The sequence below is a fragment of the Amycolatopsis sp. DSM 110486 genome (assembly GCF_019468465.1).
In the GTDB taxonomy this organism is placed as follows: Bacteria; Actinomycetota; Actinomycetes; order Mycobacteriales; family Pseudonocardiaceae; genus Amycolatopsis.
The window spans coordinates 10,860,771-10,876,536 of record NZ_CP080519.1 but is presented as its reverse complement, the minus strand read 5'-3'; the positions used below and the strand labels follow the sequence as shown (position 1 = coordinate 10,876,536).

Annotated in this window: 18 protein-coding genes; 13 read left to right on the top strand and 5 right to left on the bottom strand. The window is 71.3% G+C overall.

Annotation, left to right across the window (positions count from 1 at the left end):
• Nucleotides 1-244: 244 nt before the first annotated feature.
• The 3 genes from K1T34_RS52440 to K1T34_RS52430 all read left to right on the top strand — a co-directional run bounded on the left by K1T34_RS52440 (nt 245) and on the right by K1T34_RS52430 (nt 4,429).
• Nucleotides 245-2,521, top strand: coding sequence for a xanthine dehydrogenase family protein molybdopterin-binding subunit (locus K1T34_RS52440; protein WP_220242192.1), 2,277 nt, complete (start codon nt 245-247; stop codon nt 2,519-2,521).
• 27 nt (nt 2,522-2,548) lie between these two features.
• Nucleotides 2,549-3,004: a (2Fe-2S)-binding protein gene (locus K1T34_RS52435; RefSeq protein ID WP_220242191.1), complete on the top strand. Its 456-nt coding sequence runs from the start codon at nt 2,549-2,551 to the stop codon at nt 3,002-3,004.
• Between the two features lie 180 nt (nt 3,005-3,184).
• Nucleotides 3,185-4,429, top strand: coding sequence for a helix-turn-helix domain-containing protein (locus K1T34_RS52430; protein WP_220242190.1), 1,245 nt, complete (start codon nt 3,185-3,187; stop codon nt 4,427-4,429).
• A 63-nt stretch (nt 4,430-4,492) separates the two neighbouring features.
• Here K1T34_RS52430 and mgrA read toward each other — a convergent pair whose 3' ends face one another.
• Nucleotides 4,493-5,521 carry an L-glyceraldehyde 3-phosphate reductase gene (gene mgrA / locus K1T34_RS52425; RefSeq protein WP_220242189.1) on the bottom strand — a complete coding sequence of 343 codons (1,029 nt, stop codon included), beginning with the start codon at nt 5,519-5,521 and terminating at the stop codon, nt 4,493-4,495.
• A gap of 97 nt (nt 5,522-5,618) precedes the next feature.
• Between mgrA and K1T34_RS52420 the strand changes: the two genes are divergently transcribed.
• The 3 genes from K1T34_RS52420 to K1T34_RS52410 are packed head-to-tail and all read left to right on the top strand — an operon-like array spanning nt 5,619 to nt 8,072.
• Nucleotides 5,619-5,765 (top strand): hypothetical protein, encoded by a 147-nt coding sequence (locus K1T34_RS52420; protein ID WP_220242188.1) that lies wholly within the window; start codon nt 5,619-5,621, stop codon nt 5,763-5,765.
• 46 nt (nt 5,766-5,811) lie between these two features.
• Entirely contained in the window at nt 5,812-6,693 is an 882-nt protein-coding gene (locus K1T34_RS52415) for a MoxR family ATPase (RefSeq protein WP_220242187.1), read from the top strand.
• Nucleotides 6,690-8,072, top strand: coding sequence for a VWA domain-containing protein (locus K1T34_RS52410; protein ID WP_220242186.1), 1,383 nt, complete (start codon nt 6,690-6,692; stop codon nt 8,070-8,072). The genes K1T34_RS52415 and K1T34_RS52410 overlap by 4 nt, the downstream gene beginning before the upstream one ends.
• Here K1T34_RS52410 and add read toward each other — a convergent pair.
• Complete coding sequence (gene add / locus K1T34_RS52405) at nt 8,050-9,021, bottom strand: adenosine deaminase (protein ID WP_220242185.1); 972 nt, start codon at nt 9,019-9,021, stop codon at nt 8,050-8,052. The two genes, K1T34_RS52410 and add, sit on opposite strands and share 23 nt — an antisense overlap.
• Before the next feature lie 136 nt (nt 9,022-9,157).
• Between add and K1T34_RS52400 the strand changes: the two genes are divergently transcribed.
• A complete protein-coding gene (locus K1T34_RS52400; RefSeq protein ID WP_220247869.1) occupies nt 9,158-9,364 on the top strand; it encodes an antitoxin in 207 nt (68 codons plus the stop codon).
• A 279-nt stretch (nt 9,365-9,643) separates the two neighbouring features.
• Here K1T34_RS52400 and recQ read toward each other — a convergent pair whose 3' ends face one another.
• The gene (gene recQ / locus K1T34_RS52395) at nt 9,644-11,479 is read right to left on the bottom strand and encodes a DNA helicase RecQ (RefSeq protein ID WP_220242184.1); all 1,836 of its coding nucleotides are present in this window, start codon (nt 11,477-11,479) and stop codon (nt 9,644-9,646) included.
• Nucleotides 11,480-11,639: 160 nt separating this feature from the next.
• Between recQ and K1T34_RS52390 the strand changes: the two genes are divergently transcribed.
• Both K1T34_RS52390 and K1T34_RS52385 read left to right on the top strand, forming a co-directional pair.
• Entirely contained in the window at nt 11,640-12,074 is a 435-nt protein-coding gene (locus K1T34_RS52390; RefSeq protein WP_220242183.1) for a DUF6314 family protein, read from the top strand.
• 26 nt (nt 12,075-12,100) lie between these two features.
• On the top strand, nt 12,101-12,484 hold the full coding sequence (locus K1T34_RS52385) for a VOC family protein (protein WP_220242182.1): 384 nt from the start codon (nt 12,101-12,103) through the stop codon (nt 12,482-12,484).
• A 16-nt stretch (nt 12,485-12,500) separates the two neighbouring features.
• Here K1T34_RS52385 and K1T34_RS52380 read toward each other — a convergent pair whose 3' ends face one another.
• Complete coding sequence (locus K1T34_RS52380; RefSeq protein ID WP_220242181.1) at nt 12,501-12,668, bottom strand: hypothetical protein; 168 nt, start codon at nt 12,666-12,668, stop codon at nt 12,501-12,503.
• Nucleotides 12,669-12,850: 182 nt separating this feature from the next.
• Here K1T34_RS52380 and K1T34_RS52375 point away from each other — a divergent pair, with 182 nt between their 5' ends.
• The 3 genes from K1T34_RS52375 (at nt 12,851) to K1T34_RS52365 (ending at nt 14,612) form a co-directional block, all read left to right on the top strand.
• Nucleotides 12,851-13,516 (top strand): hypothetical protein, encoded by a 666-nt coding sequence (locus K1T34_RS52375; protein ID WP_255638193.1) that lies wholly within the window; start codon nt 12,851-12,853, stop codon nt 13,514-13,516.
• Nucleotide 13,517: 1 nt separating this feature from the next.
• Entirely contained in the window at nt 13,518-13,988 is a 471-nt protein-coding gene (locus K1T34_RS52370; RefSeq protein WP_255638192.1) for a hypothetical protein, read from the top strand.
• A 117-nt stretch (nt 13,989-14,105) separates the two neighbouring features.
• Complete coding sequence (locus tag K1T34_RS52365; protein ID WP_220242180.1) at nt 14,106-14,612, top strand: DUF664 domain-containing protein; 507 nt, start codon at nt 14,106-14,108, stop codon at nt 14,610-14,612.
• A 3-nt stretch (nt 14,613-14,615) separates the two neighbouring features.
• On the opposite strand, the gene soxR is transcribed toward K1T34_RS52365, so the two are convergent.
• Nucleotides 14,616-15,083 carry a redox-sensitive transcriptional activator SoxR gene (gene soxR, locus K1T34_RS52360; protein WP_220242179.1) on the bottom strand — a complete coding sequence of 156 codons (468 nt, stop codon included), beginning with the start codon at nt 15,081-15,083 and terminating at the stop codon, nt 14,616-14,618.
• A 97-nt stretch (nt 15,084-15,180) separates the two neighbouring features.
• Between soxR and K1T34_RS52355 the strand changes: the two genes are divergently transcribed.
• Complete coding sequence (locus tag K1T34_RS52355) at nt 15,181-15,762, top strand: NADPH-dependent FMN reductase (protein WP_220242178.1); 582 nt, start codon at nt 15,181-15,183, stop codon at nt 15,760-15,762.
• Nucleotides 15,763-15,766: the final 4 nt, after the last annotated feature.

Sequence of the window (15,766 nt, the reverse complement as noted above, 5' to 3'; positions counted from 1 at the left end):
CCGATCCGACCAGTGGTGAATGTGTCACGACGCACATTCGAAGGCGGTCGGCTGTTACCTCGTCACAGACATCAGTCGACACGACTACTGCGCGTTGCGTCGTTTCTGTCACGTCCTTAGCGTGGCGCGCCAGACCTCCCGTTCCACCACCGCGTCACACCCCACCACCCGGGCTGCACCGTCGCAGCGGCGCTCGCCCGGCCGCGCCGTCCGCACCGGCGCGAGTGCCTCGAAGGGATTCCCGATGGCCAGTCCCACCACCAGCCCCGGACCACAGGGCGGTACCGAGCCGGACAACGCAGCGCCGGACGACGACGGGCGCGTCGGCCGCCGCCGCTTCCTCACCTACCTCGTCGCCGCGCCGACGCTGACCGTCGCGACGAAGCTGTCGTTCGACACCCTCGTGCCGGACAAGGCCGAAGCCGTGGTGCCCACGCTGCCGCAGCCCGCCGAGATCCTCGACCTCGGCGACGTGCTCACACTCTCGAACGCGCCCACGGCCGGCATGCTCGTGCTCGAGGTGACCAACGACGGCCGCGTGCGCCTGCAGCTGCCGCGCGCCGAGGTGGGCCAGGGCATCAACACGGCCAGCGCGATGCTCGTCGCCGAAGAGATGGACCTGCCGCTCGACAAGGTCGACGTGGTGCTGGCCGACGCGCGCCCGGAACTGCTGTTCAACCAGCTCACCGGCGGCTCCAACACCATGCGCTCGCTGTACGACCCGATCCGCACCGCCGCCGCGACGGCCCGGGCCCGGATGGTGGCCGCCGCGAGCTCGCAGTGGAACGTCCCGGCGGCGCGCCTGTCGACCCGCGACGGTCTCGTGCGCTCGCCGGACGGGCGCAAGGCCTCCTACGGTGTGCTCGCCGGCCCGGCAGCCCGCGCGGACCTGCCCACCGCGGCCGTGAAGCCGAAGGCCGAGTCGGCCCACACGCTGGTCGGCACCCCGACGTCGCGCAAAGACGCGCTCGCCATGGTCACGGGCAAGCAGGTCTACACGCTCGACCTCGACATCCCCGGCGCGATGCCGGTGATGGTGCGGCGCCCGCCGACGATCAACGGCACGGTCAAGAAGGTCAACAACGAGGCCGCCGTGCGCGCGATGCCCGGCATCATCGACATCGCCGTCGTGCAGACCGGCGTCGCGGTGATGGCCGAGACCTTCGGCCAGGCGCTCGACGGCAAGAACGCCCTCGACGTCACCTGGAACGCGGGCACCGTCGACGGCGAGAACAACGCGTCCATCACGAAGAAGCTGAAGGCCGCGGCGCTGCCGTTCGTGGTGCCGCCGCTGCTGACGCAGTACGTGGACGGCGAGTTCGACTTCGCGTTCGTCAGCCACGCGCCGATGGAGTCGAACTCCGCGGTCGCCGACGTCCGCGAGGACAGCGCCACCATCTGGGCCGGCCTGAAGTCGCCGATCGTCGCGAAGCAGACCATCGCGCAGGAGCTGGGGCTGCCGGAGAACAAGGTCACCGTGCACGTCCAGCAGGGCGGCGGCTCGTTCGGCCGCCGGCTGTTCTTCGACGCCGCGCTGGAAGCCGCGCACATCTCCAAGGCCATGAAGAAGCCCGTCCGGCTCATGTGGAGCCGGATCGACGACATGCGCCACGGCCGCGCCCGCGCCGCGAGCCACCACAAGATCCGCGCGACGTTCGCGCTCGGCCAGGTGCTCACCTTCGAGCACCGCGTGGCCAGTGTCGAGACCGACTGGGGCCACGGCCTCGGCGAGATCCTCACCGCGTTCGCCGCGAAGCTGCCCGTGGGCGGCAACCTGAGCTTCGCGCAGACGGTGTTCCTGCTGACGGTGAAGTCGCCCTACAACTACGGCGTCACGACGCAGCTGCTCAACGAGGTGCCGCTGAAGTTCCACACCTCCGCGTGGCGTTCGGTGTACTCAGCGAACACCCGCGGGGCCGAGGAGATCATGGCCGACGAGATCGCGGCCAAGCTCGGCAAGGACCCGCTGGAGTTCCGCCGCGAGTTCATCAAGGAGCCGCGCCAGAAGGCGGTGCTGGACAAGGTCGCCGAGCTCGGCGAGTGGGGCAAGAAGATGCCGAAGGGCTTCGCCCAGGGCATCGCGGTCCACGGCGAGTACAAGTCCTACACCGCCTGCCTGGTGGAGATGGACGCGCGCGACCCGAAGAACCCGCGCGTGACCAAGGCGACGATCGCCGTGGACGTCGGCAAGCCGGTGAACCCCCGCGGCATTCAGTCGCAGATGCTCGGCGGCCTCACCGACGCCATCTCGACCACGCTCACCGCGGGCCTGCACATCGACAACGGACTCCCGCTCGAAGGCAGCTACTCGCAGTTCCACTACGCGCGGCAGAAGAACGCGCCGATGGACGTGAACGTGTTCGTGATGCCGGCCAACGGCAGCGAGATCGGCGGCGCCGGCGAGCTCGGGCTGCCCGCGCCGGTGGGCGCCATCGCCAACGCCTACGCCCGCGCGACCGGCATCAAGCCGCGCAGCTTCCCGATCAACTTCCCCGTCGACTTCGATCCGTTCCCCCGCTGATCTTCCCCACCACCGCAAGGAGTTCCCATGCCCAACTACAGCTTTGTGGTGAACGGGAAGACCGTCACCGTGGACGCGCCGGCCGACCTGCCGCTGCTGTGGGCGCTGCGCGACAAGCTGAAGGTGCGCGGCCTCAAGTACGGCTGCGGCATCAACGTCTGCAAGGCCTGCACCAGCCACCTCGACGGCGAGGCCATGAACCCGTGCGTCACGCCGGTCTCCGAGTGTGAGGGCCGCGAGGTCACCACGATCGAGGGCCTGGCGGACGGCGACAAGCTGCACCCGGTGCAGGAGGCGTGGCTGGAGCAGGACGTCGCGCAGTGCGGTTACTGCCAGCCGGGCCAGATCATGGCCGCCGTCGCGCTGCTGAAGAAGACCAAGAACCCCACCGACGCCGACATCGACGCGATCGAGAACGTGTGCCGCTGCGGTTCGTACTTCCGCATCCGCGAGGCGATCAAGGCGGCCGCCGCGAAGATGTGACCCGCGAATGCGGAAGTTCTACATCAGTTCTTCCGCATTCGCGGCAAGTGTCACAAGTTCACCCGGCCGAGTGAGCGGGTGTCGTGTTAGATGACCTTCCCGAGGGCTCAACGACGAGTCCCCGTACGGTCACGGGCGAGGGGCGCGCGAGCGCCCTTCGCCCAGGCCTGGAGGGCGTTGATGCACTACCAGACAGTTCTGCGCGACGGGCTCGCCCCCGTGGTCTCGGTGCTGGCCGCCGAGGTCGAAACCGCCATGCCCGAGCTGATCGAAGCGACCACGCACCAGATCCTCGAGCAGATGCCGGTCTACCGCGACGAGCGGTTCGTCACCCACGCCGAACTGCGCAAGTCCGTGCGCGCCAACCTCGACTACGTGATGCGCACGCTGCGCGGCGAAGACGTGCCCGACCTGTCCCAGGCGCGGGCCACCGGCCGCGCGCGGGCGCTGCAGGGCGCGCCGCTGCCGGAAGTCCTGCGCGCGTACCGGATCGGGCTCACCGAGGTGTGGCACCGGTTCGTGCTGCTGACCGCGCGCGGCGACCACCAGGACCTCGCCGGGCTCGTCGCCGCGACGTCCGCGGTGTGGGCGCTGGTCGACGACTACGCCGAGGCGCTCACTTCGTCCTATCGGGACACCGCGGCCGAAGTCGTGGTGGCGCACCAGAACCGGCGCTCCGCTCTGGTGGAGGCGCTGTTCGCCGGCGGCGCCGCGACCGAGGGCACGCTGTGGGACATCGCCCGCGTGCTGGAGCTGACCGTGGACGGCAGCTTCGTGGTCGTCGCGGCCGAAACTCCGCGGCTGGGCCACGAACCGCTGCCGAAGATCGAGCAGCGCCTGCGCGAAGCCCAGCACGCCTCGGCGTGGCGGCTCACGCCGGACCTGCAGGTGGGTGTGGTGTCGCTGCGCGACCCGTCGGCGTGCAAGGTGACCATCGACCTGCTGCGCGAAGCCCCGGTGGGCCGCGTCGGCATGAGCCCGGTGTTCTCAGGCCTGGGCAACACGTCCCGGGCGCTGCACTTCGCCCGCGTGGCGCTGTCCAGCATGGCGCCCGGCTCGACGGGCCTGGTGCAGTTCACGGAGTCGCCGCTCGCGGGCCTGGTCGCCAGCGCGCCGGAGGCGTCGGTGCAGCTCGCGCACCACGTGCTGCGCCCGATCCTCGACCTGCCCGGCGACGACCGCAACGTGCTGCTGCTGACCCTGCGCGCGTGGTTCGACTGCCAGGGCTCCACGAAACTCACGTCGGAACGGATGTTCTGCCACCCCAACACGATCCGCCACCGCCTGCGCCGCATCACCGACGAGCTCGGCCGCTCGCTCACGGACCCGCAGGACATCGCGGAGCTGGGCGCGGCGCTGCGCGCGCTGCACCTGTTCCCGGAGACCTCGCACCTGCCGGCACCGCGGCCGACCCGCGCCGGGTGAGCCGTCGACGACCGTCCACAGTGGCCGGTGACGCGAACATCGCCACCGGCCACCGGCGGACCGTCAGCTGTCGCTCGACTGCTTCCAGAGGTTGATGTCCGACTCCGTCGCGTACCGGTCGACCTCGGCCAGCTCCTCGGCGGTGAACTCGAGGTTGTCCAGCGCGGCGACGTTGTCCTCAAGCTGCTTGACACTGCTCGCGCCGATCACCAGCGACGTCATGCGCGGGTCGCGCAGGGCCCAGGCGAGCGCGAGCTGCGCCAGCGACTGGCCGCGGCGTGTGGCGATCTCGCCGAGGCCGCGGATCTTCGCGAGCCGGTTCTCGGTGATCGTGTCCGGGTCGAGGGACTTGCCTTGCGCCGCGCGCGAGTCGGCCGGCACGCCGCCGAGGTAGCGGTCGGTGAGCAGACCCTGGGCGAGCGGAGAGAACGCGATGCAGCCGGCTCCGGCCTCTTCGAGCGTGTCGAGCAGGCGGTCGTCCTCGGTCCACCGGTTGAACATGGAGTACGAGGGCTGGTGGATCAGCAGCGGCGTGCCCAGCTCACGCAGCAGGCGCGCGGCCTCGGCGGTGCGCTCGGAGTTGTAGGAGGAGATGCCGACGTAGAGCGCCTTGCCCGAGCGCACGGCGCGGTCGAGCGCACCGACGGTCTCCTCCAGCGGAGTCTCCGGGTCGAAGCGGTGGGAGTAGAAGATGTCGACGTAGTCCAGGCCCATGCGGCCCAGCGACTGATCGAGCGAGGCCAGCAGGTACTTGCGCGAGGCCCAGTCGCCGTACGGGCCCGGCCACATGTCGTAGCCGGCCTTGGTCGAGATCACCAGCTCGTCGCGGTAGGGCTTGAAGTCCGTGGCGAGGATCTGGCCGAAGTTGGACTCGGCCGAGCCGTAGGGCGGGCCGTAGTTGTTGGCCAGGTCGAAGTGCGTGATGCCGAGGTCGAAGGCGCGGCGCAGGATGTCGCGCTGGACCTGCAGCGGCCGGTCGTGGCCGAAGTTGTGCCACAGGCCCAGGGAGATGGCGGGCAGCTTCAGTCCGCTGCGCCCGCAGCGCCGGTAGGGGATCGAGTCGTATCGGCTGGTCGCCGCAACGTAGGTCACGTGGCCAGATGCTAGCTCGCGACCGGCCGCTCGGCTCCCGCACCGTGCCGGCCGGGCCACGGTCGCGGTGCGGCCCGCGGCGACCATCGGCGGCGCCGTGACGGGTCCCGCGACGAGCGTGCCCGCCCCGGCCGGGCAGTCGGTGTGGGCGGCGACCAGCCGCGGGCCGGCCAGCCTGACCGGCTGGGGGGTCACGGTGGCGGAGCTCAACCGCACACTCGCGCGGATCGTGGAGACGGACTGAGGCCCGGCCAGTACAGTGCGAGGTGAGCATCCGCTTAGGAGGTCACGTGGGCACCGGGTTCTTCTCCTCCGTCGACGACGTGTCGGCGCAGCTGGCCGAGGTCGGCTACCTCGCCTCGACGGCGGTGGCGACCACCGTGTTCCTCGCCGACCGGCTGGGCAAGCCCTTGCTTGTCGAGGGCCCGGCCGGCGTGGGGAAGACGGAGCTGGCCAAGGCCGTGGCCGCCGTGAGCGGCTCGCGGCTCGTGCGCCTGCAGTGCTACGAGGGCATCGACGAGGCCCGCGCGCTGTACGAGTGGAACCACGCCAAGCAGCTGCTGCGCATCACCGCCGGGCGCGACGAGACGTGGGAGGACGCGCGCACCGACATCTTCGGTGAGGAGTTCCTGCTGCGCCGCCCGCTGCTGCAGGCCATCTCCGGCACCGAGTCCACCGTGCTGCTGGTCGACGAGACGGACAAGGCCGACGTCGAGGTGGAGGGCCTGCTGCTGGAGGTGCTCGGCGACTTCCAGGTCACCGTGCCCGAGCTGGGCACGATCACCGCCACCCGCGACCCGTTCGTGGTGCTCACGTCCAACGCGACGCGCGAGCTGTCCGAGGCGCTGCGGCGGCGCTGCCTGTTCCTGCACATCGACTTCCCCGACCCGGAGCTCGAGCTGCGGATCGTGAAGCTGCGCGTGCCCGGCATCGATGCCGCGCTGGCCGACTCCGTGGTCCGCGTGATCGCCGCGCTGCGCGCCATGGACCTGCGCAAGCTGCCGTCGGTCGCCGAGACCATCGACTGGGCGCGCACGCTGCTGGAGCTCGGCTCCGGCACGCTCGACGAGCAGATCGTGCGCGAGAGCCTCGGCGTGGTGCTCAAGCACCAGGACGACATCACCAAGGCCGGCGCGGGCCTCAAGCTCGACCAGGTGCTGGACGCGTCTTGAGCGCGCCCGGCGTCACCGAGCGGCTCACGGCGTTCGTGCAGGCGCTGCGGGCGCAGGGCATCCCGGCGGGCCCGGCCGAGACCGTCGACGCGGGGGCCGCGCTGGAGGTGCTCGGCTTCGACGACCGCGAGCTCGTGCGCGAGGGCCTCGCCGCCGCGCTCGTGCGCCGCGGCGGGCAGCGGGCGGTGTTCGACGCCGCGTTCGACCTGTACTTCCCGGCCGGCGTGGGCGTGCCCGAGCTGGCGCGCGACGACCGGCCGCGGGACCTCGAACAGCTGCGGGAGGCCGTGGCGGCCGCGCTCGCCGAAGGCGACCAGCAGGCGCTGGCGCAGCTGGCCGGCGTCGCCGTGGAGATGCTCGGCGGGTACGGCGCGGGTTCCGGCGCCGGCGGCGGGTTCTCCGCGCACCAGACGCTGGACCGGCTGCAGCCGCAGACGCTGATCGTGCGCGTGCTCGCTGCGATCCGGGCCGCGGGCGGCGGCTCCGACGAGGGCGGCGAGTTCACCGACCGGCTCACGCGCGACGAGGTCCGCCGCCGTGTCGAGGACTTCCGCGGGAACGTCCGCACGGAGGCCCGCCGGCGCGCGGCCGAGGTGCGGGGCCGCGACCGCGTGGCCAAGCACGCGATCGCGCCGGCCGCGGACCGCGTGGACTTCCTGATCGCCAGCCGGGCGCAGCTGGCCGAGCTGCGCCGCGCCGTGCAGCCGTTGTCGCGCAAGCTCGCGACCCGGCTGGCCGCGCGCCGCAAGCGCACCACCCGCGGACAGATCGACCTGCGGCGCACGCTGCGGCGGTCGTTGTCGACGGGTGGCGTGCCGGTGCGTCCGGCGTTCCGGCACCGGCGGCCCGGCCGGCCCGAGATCGTGCTGCTGTGCGACCTGTCGGGTTCGGTCGCGGGGTTCGCGAACTTCACGATGCTGCTGGTGCAGGCGCTGCGCGACCAGTTCAGCAAGGTGCGCGTGTTCGCGTTCGTGGACAGCACCGACGAGGTCACGCACCTGGTCACCGCGGGTGTCGCCGACCCGGAGCACCTCGGCGCGCGCATCCTCGAAGAAGCGGCCGTGGTGCGCTGGGACGGGCACAGCGACTACGGCGGCGCCCTGCGCGGGTTCACCGGCAAGTGGCTCGACGCCGTCGGCCCGCGCACGTCGGTGCTCATCCTCGGCGACGCGCGCACCAACGGCGGCGACCCCAACCTCGACGCCGTCCGCGCCATCCGCGATCGCGCGCGGCACGTCTACTGGCTCAACCCCGAGCGTCGCGCCCTGTGGTCCACCGGCGACTCGGCGGCGCTGGCGTACGCGGAGCTTGTGGAAATGCACGAGTGCCGCAACGTGCAGCAGCTGAGCACGCTGGTCACGCGCCTGCTGCCGGTGTGAGCCACGCGGCGATCTCCTTGCGCAGCGCGGTTTTCGTCTCCTCCGGCGCGAACGACGCCGTGACGGCGGTTTCGGCGAGGGCCGCGAGAGTGGTGTCGTCGTAGCCGAACGTGTCGCGCGCGGTGGTGTACTCGTCGGTCAGCGTGGTGTGCGTGACCGAGGGGACGTCGGTGTTCAGCGTGACGGCGAGGCCCGCGGCGACGAGGCAGGGGAGCGGGTGCTTCGCCAGGGCCGGCACCAGGCCGAGGACGACGTTGGACGTCGGGCACACCTCGAGCGCGATCGCGCGGTCACGGACCTCGGCCACCAGCTCGGGGTCGTCGAGCACGCGGATGCCGTGGCCCAGGCGCTCGGCGCGGCCGACGTCGAGGGCTTCGCGGATGCTCGCGGGCCCGGCGTCCTCGCCCGCGTGGTGCACGAGGTGGAGCCCGGCTTCGCGCGCCTTGGCGAAGACGCCGGCGAAGGGAGCGAGCGAGTGGCGTTCCTCGCCCGCCATGCCGAGGCCGACCACCTCGTCGTGGGCCAGGGCGAGCCGCAGCGTGCGCTCGGCGCGTTCGACGGACCGGCGGCGCGAGTGATCGAGGAGGACGCGGGTCTCGAGGTCTCCTTCGGACAGTCCTTTGAGGACTGAGTCGAGCGGCATCTCCAGATCCCCCAGCCGTTCGCCGTGCGACGCGGCCGTGAACGTCACCTCGGCGTACCGCGTGCCCTGCGCGGCTTCGTCCACGCAGAACTCCCGGGCGACGCGCTCGAAGTCCTCCGGCGTGCGCAGGCAGGCACGGATGAGGGAGTTGTAGTCGGCGAAGTCGCGGAACCCGGTGAACGCCCGTGCCGCACCCGGCAGCGGCACGTCGTTGGCGTCGGCCAGCTCGCGCAGCGTCGCCGGCCGCACGGTGCTCTCGAGGTGGACGTGCAGGTGCGCCTTCGGGAGCGCCGCGAGATCTCGCATGGGGCCGATCATGCCTGGTCAGACGTCGTGGGTCGCGGGGATTTCGGCGCGCCCGCGCCCGGAATGTTCGAATCGGGGAACTCCGGGTACTCATCGCAGCGTTGAGGGGATGACGAGAAACCCGCGGGAGGACTCCATGGCAATGCTCAAACGACTCGCCGTACTGGCCGGCGCGGCCGGTGCCGTCACGTCGTACGCGAAGAAGAACCCCGAGAAGGTCAACCAGGCCGTGGGCAAGGCCGCCCAATTCGTCGACCAGAAGACCAAGGGCAAGTACCACGCGAAGATCAACGGCGTGACCCAGAAGGTCTCCGACGTGACCAAGCCGAAGCCGGGCCATTGACCGACGCGAGGTGAGCCGGCGGGTGCCGAAGCGACCGGATGCTCACCTGGTGAACGCCGGTCACCGGAACCGGCCGCGGCGGCAGACCAGGGTCACGACCGCCTGCTGACGTTCGGGGGTGCGTTCTCGAACCACCTGCGGGCCACCGCCGCGGCCGGGCGCCGCTTCGGCTTCGTCCAGCTGAGGACGGCGAACCCGATCGCTCGCTGCCGCTGCGCGAGACCGGCGGCGATGCCCGCCAGAGTGCGCCTTCATCGCCGGCTTCCCAGCCCGCCGCCCCTATTCCTCCGCCAACGCGGCCAGCACGCTCTCGCCGTACTTCGCCAGCTTGGCCTCGCCGACGCCGCTGACGGTGCCCAGGTCGGAGAGCGAGCCGGGGCGTTCGGCGGCGATCTGGCGCAGCGTGGCGTCGTGGAAGATCACGTAGGCGGGGACGCCCTGGTCCTTGGCCGTGGCGGCGCGCCAGGCGCGGAGGCGTTCGAACAGTGGTGCGGCCTCCGCGGGCATTTCCACGGCCGGGGCGGTGCCGCGGCGGGAAGTACGCGCGGCGCGGGCCGGGCGCTCCGGTTCGCGCCGCAGGGACACGGTGCGTGAGCCGTTGAGCACCGAGGCGCTGCCGTCGGTCAGGACCAGAGAGCCGTAGTCCCCTTCCACGGCAAGGAGGTTCTGGGCCAGGAGCTGCCGGACGACCGCGCGCCACTCCTGCTCGCGCAGTTCGGTGCCGATGCCGAAAACCTTGAGTGTGTCGTGCTGGAACTGGGTGACCTTCGGGGTCGTCTTGCCGAGCAGGATGTCGATGATCTGGCCGGCGCCGAACTTCTGGCGCCGTTCGTTGCGCAGCCGCACGACGGTGGAGAGCAGCTTCTGCGCCGGGATGGTGCCGTCGAAGCGTTCGGGTGGGGCGAGGCAGGTGTCGCAGTTGCCGCAGGGTTGGCCGGTCTGGCCGAAGTAGGCGAGGATCTGCGTGCGGCGGCATTCGACGGTCTCGCACAGCGCCAGCATGGCGTTGAGGTGCGCGGCCTGCCGGCGGCGGTGGGCCTCGTCGCCCTCGCCGTTCTCGATCATCTTGCGCTGCTGCATCACGTCCTGCAGCCCGTAGGCGAGCCACGCCGTGGACGGCAGCCCGTCTCGGCCCGCGCGGCCCGTCTCCTGGTAGTAGCCCTCCACGGACTTCGGCAGGTCGAGGTGCGCGACGAACCGCACGTCCGGCTTGTCGATGCCCATGCCGAACGCGATGGTGGCCACCACCACGAGCCCGTCCTCGCGCAGGAACCGCGACTGGTTCTCCGCGCGGGTGCGCTTGTCGAGCCCCGCGTGGTAGGGCACCGCGCGGATTCCGTTCTGCACCAGGAACTCCGCCGTCTTCTCCACCGACGCGCGCGAGAGGCAGTAGACGATCCCCGCGTCGCCCTTGTGCTCGGTGCGCAGCAGCTCCAGCAGCTGCTTCTGCGGCGAGTTCTTGCCGACGATGCGGTACTGGATGTTCGGCCGGTCGAAGCTCGCGACGAAGTGGCGCGCGCCGTCGAGGTTGAGCCGCGCGGAGATCTCCTTGTGCGTGGTCTCGGTGGCCGTGGCGGTGAGCGCGATGCGCGGCACGTCCGGCCAGCGCTCGTGCAGCGACGACAGCATCAGGTAGTCGGGCCGGAAGTCGTGGCCCCACTGCGACACGCAGTGCGCCTCGTCGATCGCGAACAGCGCGATCTTCCCGCGGTCGAGCAGCCGCACGGTCGACTCGACCGAGAGCCGTTCCGGCGCCAGGTAGAGCAGATCGAGCTCACCCGCGACGAACGCCTCTTCGACGCGCTGGCGCTCGCCGAAATCCTGCGTGGAGTTGAGGAATCCCGCGCGCACGCCGAGGTTGCGCAGCGCGTCGACCTGGTCCTGCATCAACGCGATCAGTGGCGAGATCACCACTCCGACGCCGGGCCGCACGAGCGAGGGGATCTGGTAGCACAGCGATTTCCCGCCGCCGGTGGGCATCAGCACCAGCGCGTCTCCGCCGGAGATCACGGTTTCGACGATGTCCGCCTGATCACCGCGGAACGCGTCGTAACCGAACACGCGATGCAGGGTCTCGGCGGCGGGGGAGCGCTGGGCCTGGTCGGGGTGAGCCACCCGGCCGATTCTAGGCGCCGGGACCGACACCGCGGTGCCACCCCGGGCGCCTCGGCGCGTTTGCGGCACGAGTGTCCCGCTCGCACCGCACCGGTCACGCTGTGTGTGATCCCCGCCCCGCCACCGCGTCACGCCGCACGCGCGGGCGCAGAATGGCGGGGTGGACTTCGCGATCACCGACCTCGCCGCGCACTTCGCCGGCACCTGGCGGCTCTCGCGCGACATCGTGGCCGCCGACGGCGAGCCGATGGGCGAGGTCACCGGCACCGCGACGTTCACCCGAGACAGTGCCCGCGACGGCGTCCTCGTCTACTACGAGACCGGCGAGCTGCGGCTGGCCGGCTACACCGGCCCGGTGAGCCGCACCCTGCTCTACCACCCCGACGGCGCCCGCGCCGCCGTGCACTTCGACCACGGCGGGTTCTTCCACGACCTCGACCTGGCCACCGGTCGGTGGAGCACCGACCACCCGTGCCGCGACGACCTCTACCGCGGCGAGTACCGCGTGTTCGACGCCGATCACTGGCGCCAGGAGTGGGTGGTCGCCGGCCCGGCGAAGGACCACGTGATCACGACCCGCTTCACCCGCGCCTGACCCGCCCGTCGAAAAGGGGACACCCGATGCGCATCGACCGCCTGGACCACCTCGTGCTCACTGTCGCCGACGTCGAGGCCACGGTGGCCTTCTACACGCGGGTGCTCGGCATGGCGGAGGTGACGTTCAAGGGCGGGCGCAAGGCACTGGCCTTCGGCACCAGCAAGATCAACCTGCACCAGGCGGGCCACGAGTTCGAACCCAAGGCACTTCGCCCGACGCCGGGCAGCGCGGACCTGTGCCTCATCACCGAAAACGCGCTCGACGACGTGATCGAAGAACTGCGCCGGGCGTGCGTGCCGATCGAGGAGGGACCGGTGGAGCGCACCGGTGCCACGGGCGACATCCGCAGCGTCTACTTCCGTGACCCGGACGAGAACCTCATCGAGGTCAGCAACTACCTCCGCTGAGCAGCCGCGAAACGGCTCAGCGCCGCCGGTTGCGCACGATCAGCAGCAGGACCGCGAGCGCCGCGATGATGCACACCACGGCCAGCAGCGTGCCGGCCCAGCCGGGGATGGGGACGCCGGCGACGGTGTCGAAGCCGGACACGACGCGGAGCGCGCCGGAAGCGAGCCGCACGGTGGTGTCCACGCGCCGTCCTCCCGTCCGCCGGGTTTCGCCCTGATGTCCGAACCGTACCTCATCCGGCGGCTCGCGCTCCGCCACTCGGCCGAAAACGCCGTTCATCCGGCGGCATTCGCGTTTCGCCCGGGCAGCGGCGGGCATCCGACCGGTACGGGGGGCTCGACAAAATCCGTGAAGGAGTTCGTGCGATGCCCACTTGGCTCATTGTCGTGATCGTGGTGGTCGCCGTCGTGGTGATCGGCGCCGTCGCGTGGCTCGTCGTCCAGGAACGGCAGCGAAAACGACTGCAGCAGCAGTTCGGTTCCGAGTACTCGCGCGCGGTCGAGGAGAGCGACAGCCCGCGTGCGGCGCAACGGGAGCTGGCCGAACGCGAACGCCGCCACCGCGACCTCGACATCCGGCCGCTCTCGGCCTCGGCGCGCGAGCGCTACGCCCAGCACTGGGCGCTGATCCAGGAGAAGTTCGTGGACCAGCCCGCCGGCGCGCTCGACGAGGCCGACGACCTGCTCGTGGCCGTGATGTCCGAGCGCGGCTACCCGACCGAGGGCTACGACCAGCAGCTTTCCGACTTGTCCGTGCGCCACTCGCGCACGCTGGAACACTACCGCGCGGCGCACGAGACGCACCGCCGCCACTCGGAGACAGCACTGTCCACAGAGGAACTGCGCTCGGCGATGGTGCACTACCGCACCGTGTTCGAGGACCTGCTGACCGATGACACCGGCGCCGGAAGCCGCACGGACACCCGTGCCGACAGCCGCACCGACGAGGACACCGTCGAGCGCCGCCGCGAGCACACCGCCGCGCGCGGCGGCAACCACCGCGGCGCCCACGAACGGAACGGAGACCGCTGACATGACCGACCAGGAGACCCGGGGACTGAGCACCGCCGATCTGGCGGGTGCCGCCGAAAAGCCCCGCGCCGAGGAACGTCGGGACCTTCCCGGAGAACGCTCGCGCGAAGTGTCCGATGTGGACACCGGTGCGAGGGACATCGGTGACGTGGACGACCGTGCCGCGGACAGAGGTCCCGCGGACCAGGGCGCTCGCATCGACGGCGCTCCGCCGCTGTTCGAAGGCGGCGATGTCGACCGCTTCCGCAGCCGCTGGCAGGAGGTGCAGACCGACTTCGTCGACGACCCCCGCCGCGCCGTGCGTGACGCCGACGAGCTCGTCGCCTCCGTGATCAGCTCGCTGGCCGAGACCTTCGCCGAGCACAAGGGTGAGCTGGAAGCGCAGTGGCGCGACGGCGAGCCCGCCACGGAGGACCTGCGGATCGCGCTGCGCCGCTACCGCTCGTTCTTCGACCAGCTGCTCGGAGCGTAGCCGGACCGCCGGGCCGGCCCGCCGCCGCGCCAGACCGCCGGAATTCGGTGGCGGCGCGGCGGTTTGCGTGCGGCATGATCGGGGTAGCAGGCAGGAACGAACCGAGGAGGACTGCGGATGAACGTGGCCGATCTGCTCGTGGACGGCTTCGGCCGGATCCAGGAGGTCGTGCACCAGTCGGTCGACGGCCTGACCGGCGACCAGCTCGTCGCCCGGCCCGGGCCGGGCGCCAACTCGATCGCCTGGCTCGTCTGGCACCTCACGCGCGTGCAGGACGACCACGTGGCCGACGTCGCGGGCACCGGGCAGATCTGGACCGCGCAGGACTGGCACCGCCGCTTCGGCCTGCCCTTCCCGCCGGCGGACACGGGGTACGCGCACAGCAGCGACGACGTCGCCGCCGTGCAGATCGACGACCCCAAGCTGCTGACCGGCTACTACGACGCCGTGCACGAGCACACCGTGGCGTGGGTCGGCGGCCTCGAGGGCACGGCGCTCGACGCCGTCGTCGACGAGCGCTGGGACCCGCCCGTGACGCTGGGCGTGCGGCTGATCAGCGTGCTTTCGGACGACCTGCAGCACGCCGGGCAGGCCGCCTACGTGCGCGGCCTCGTGCTGGGCTGAGCGTCACGGGTAGCCGTCCCCGCGGTGGTCCGGGAGCCGCCTCGGCCCCGGGCCTTCGCGCCCGAGGCGGTCTCCGGGGTTCGCGAGCCGGCACTTGGTGAGCGACATGCAGCCGCAGCCGATGCAGTCGGTGAGCTGGTCGCGCAGCTGCTCCAGCTGCCGGATGCGCTCGTCGAGGTCCTCGCGCCAGCAGTGGGAGATGCGGGCCCAGTCGGCGCGGGTGGGGGTGCGGTCGTCCGGCAGCAGCGCGAGGACCTCGCGGATCTGCGACAACGGCATGCCCACCCGCTGCGACATCCGGATGAACGTGACACGTCGCAGCGTGTCGCGGCGGTAACGGCGCTGGTTGCCCGCCGTGCGCCTGCTGCGGATCAGCTTCTCGTCCTCGTAGAAGCGCAGGGCCGAGGCGGGCACCCCGGTGCGGTGCGCCAGCTCGCCCACGGTCAGCTCGGGCAGCTCCGTCTTGGTCATGCAGGCGAGGATAGCTTGACTTCAAGTGAGCTTGAAGTTCCAGACTCGGTTCCGTGCGGGACACCCGGTCCCGCACGGTGATTCGAGGAGAACAATCGTGTCGGAAGTTCCCGTCCGGGTTGCCGTGATCGTCGGCAGTGTCCGGGAAGGACGGTTCGCGCCGACGGTCGCGAACTGGTTCACCCGCGAGGCCGCCGCGCACGGCGGGTTCGAGGTGGACGTGGTCGACTGCGCCGATCTGGCTCTGCCACTGGCGTTTCCCGCGTTCGGGTCCGAGCCCGCGCCGGAGGTCGGGCGCCTCGCGGCCCGGCTCGCCGCGGCCGACGCGTTCGTCGTGATCACGCCGGAGTACAACCACAGCTACCCGGCGCCGCTCAAGAACGCAATCGACTGGTTCCGCTCGGAGTGGCAGGCCAAACCGGTCGCTTTCGTGGCGTACGGCGGACTTTCCGGCGGCCTGCGCGCGGTGGAGCACCTGCGTCCGGTCTTCGCCGAGCTGCACGCGGTGACCATCCGCGACACCGTGAGCTTCCACGGCGCCCACGGCCGGTTCGACGAGTCCGGCAGCCCCACCGACGCCGAAACCACCGGTGCGGCGGTGAAGAAGCTGCTCGATCAGCTGGAGTGGTGGGCGCGTTCGCTGGCCGGCGCGCGGGCCCTGCGCGCCTACCCCGCCTGACCGG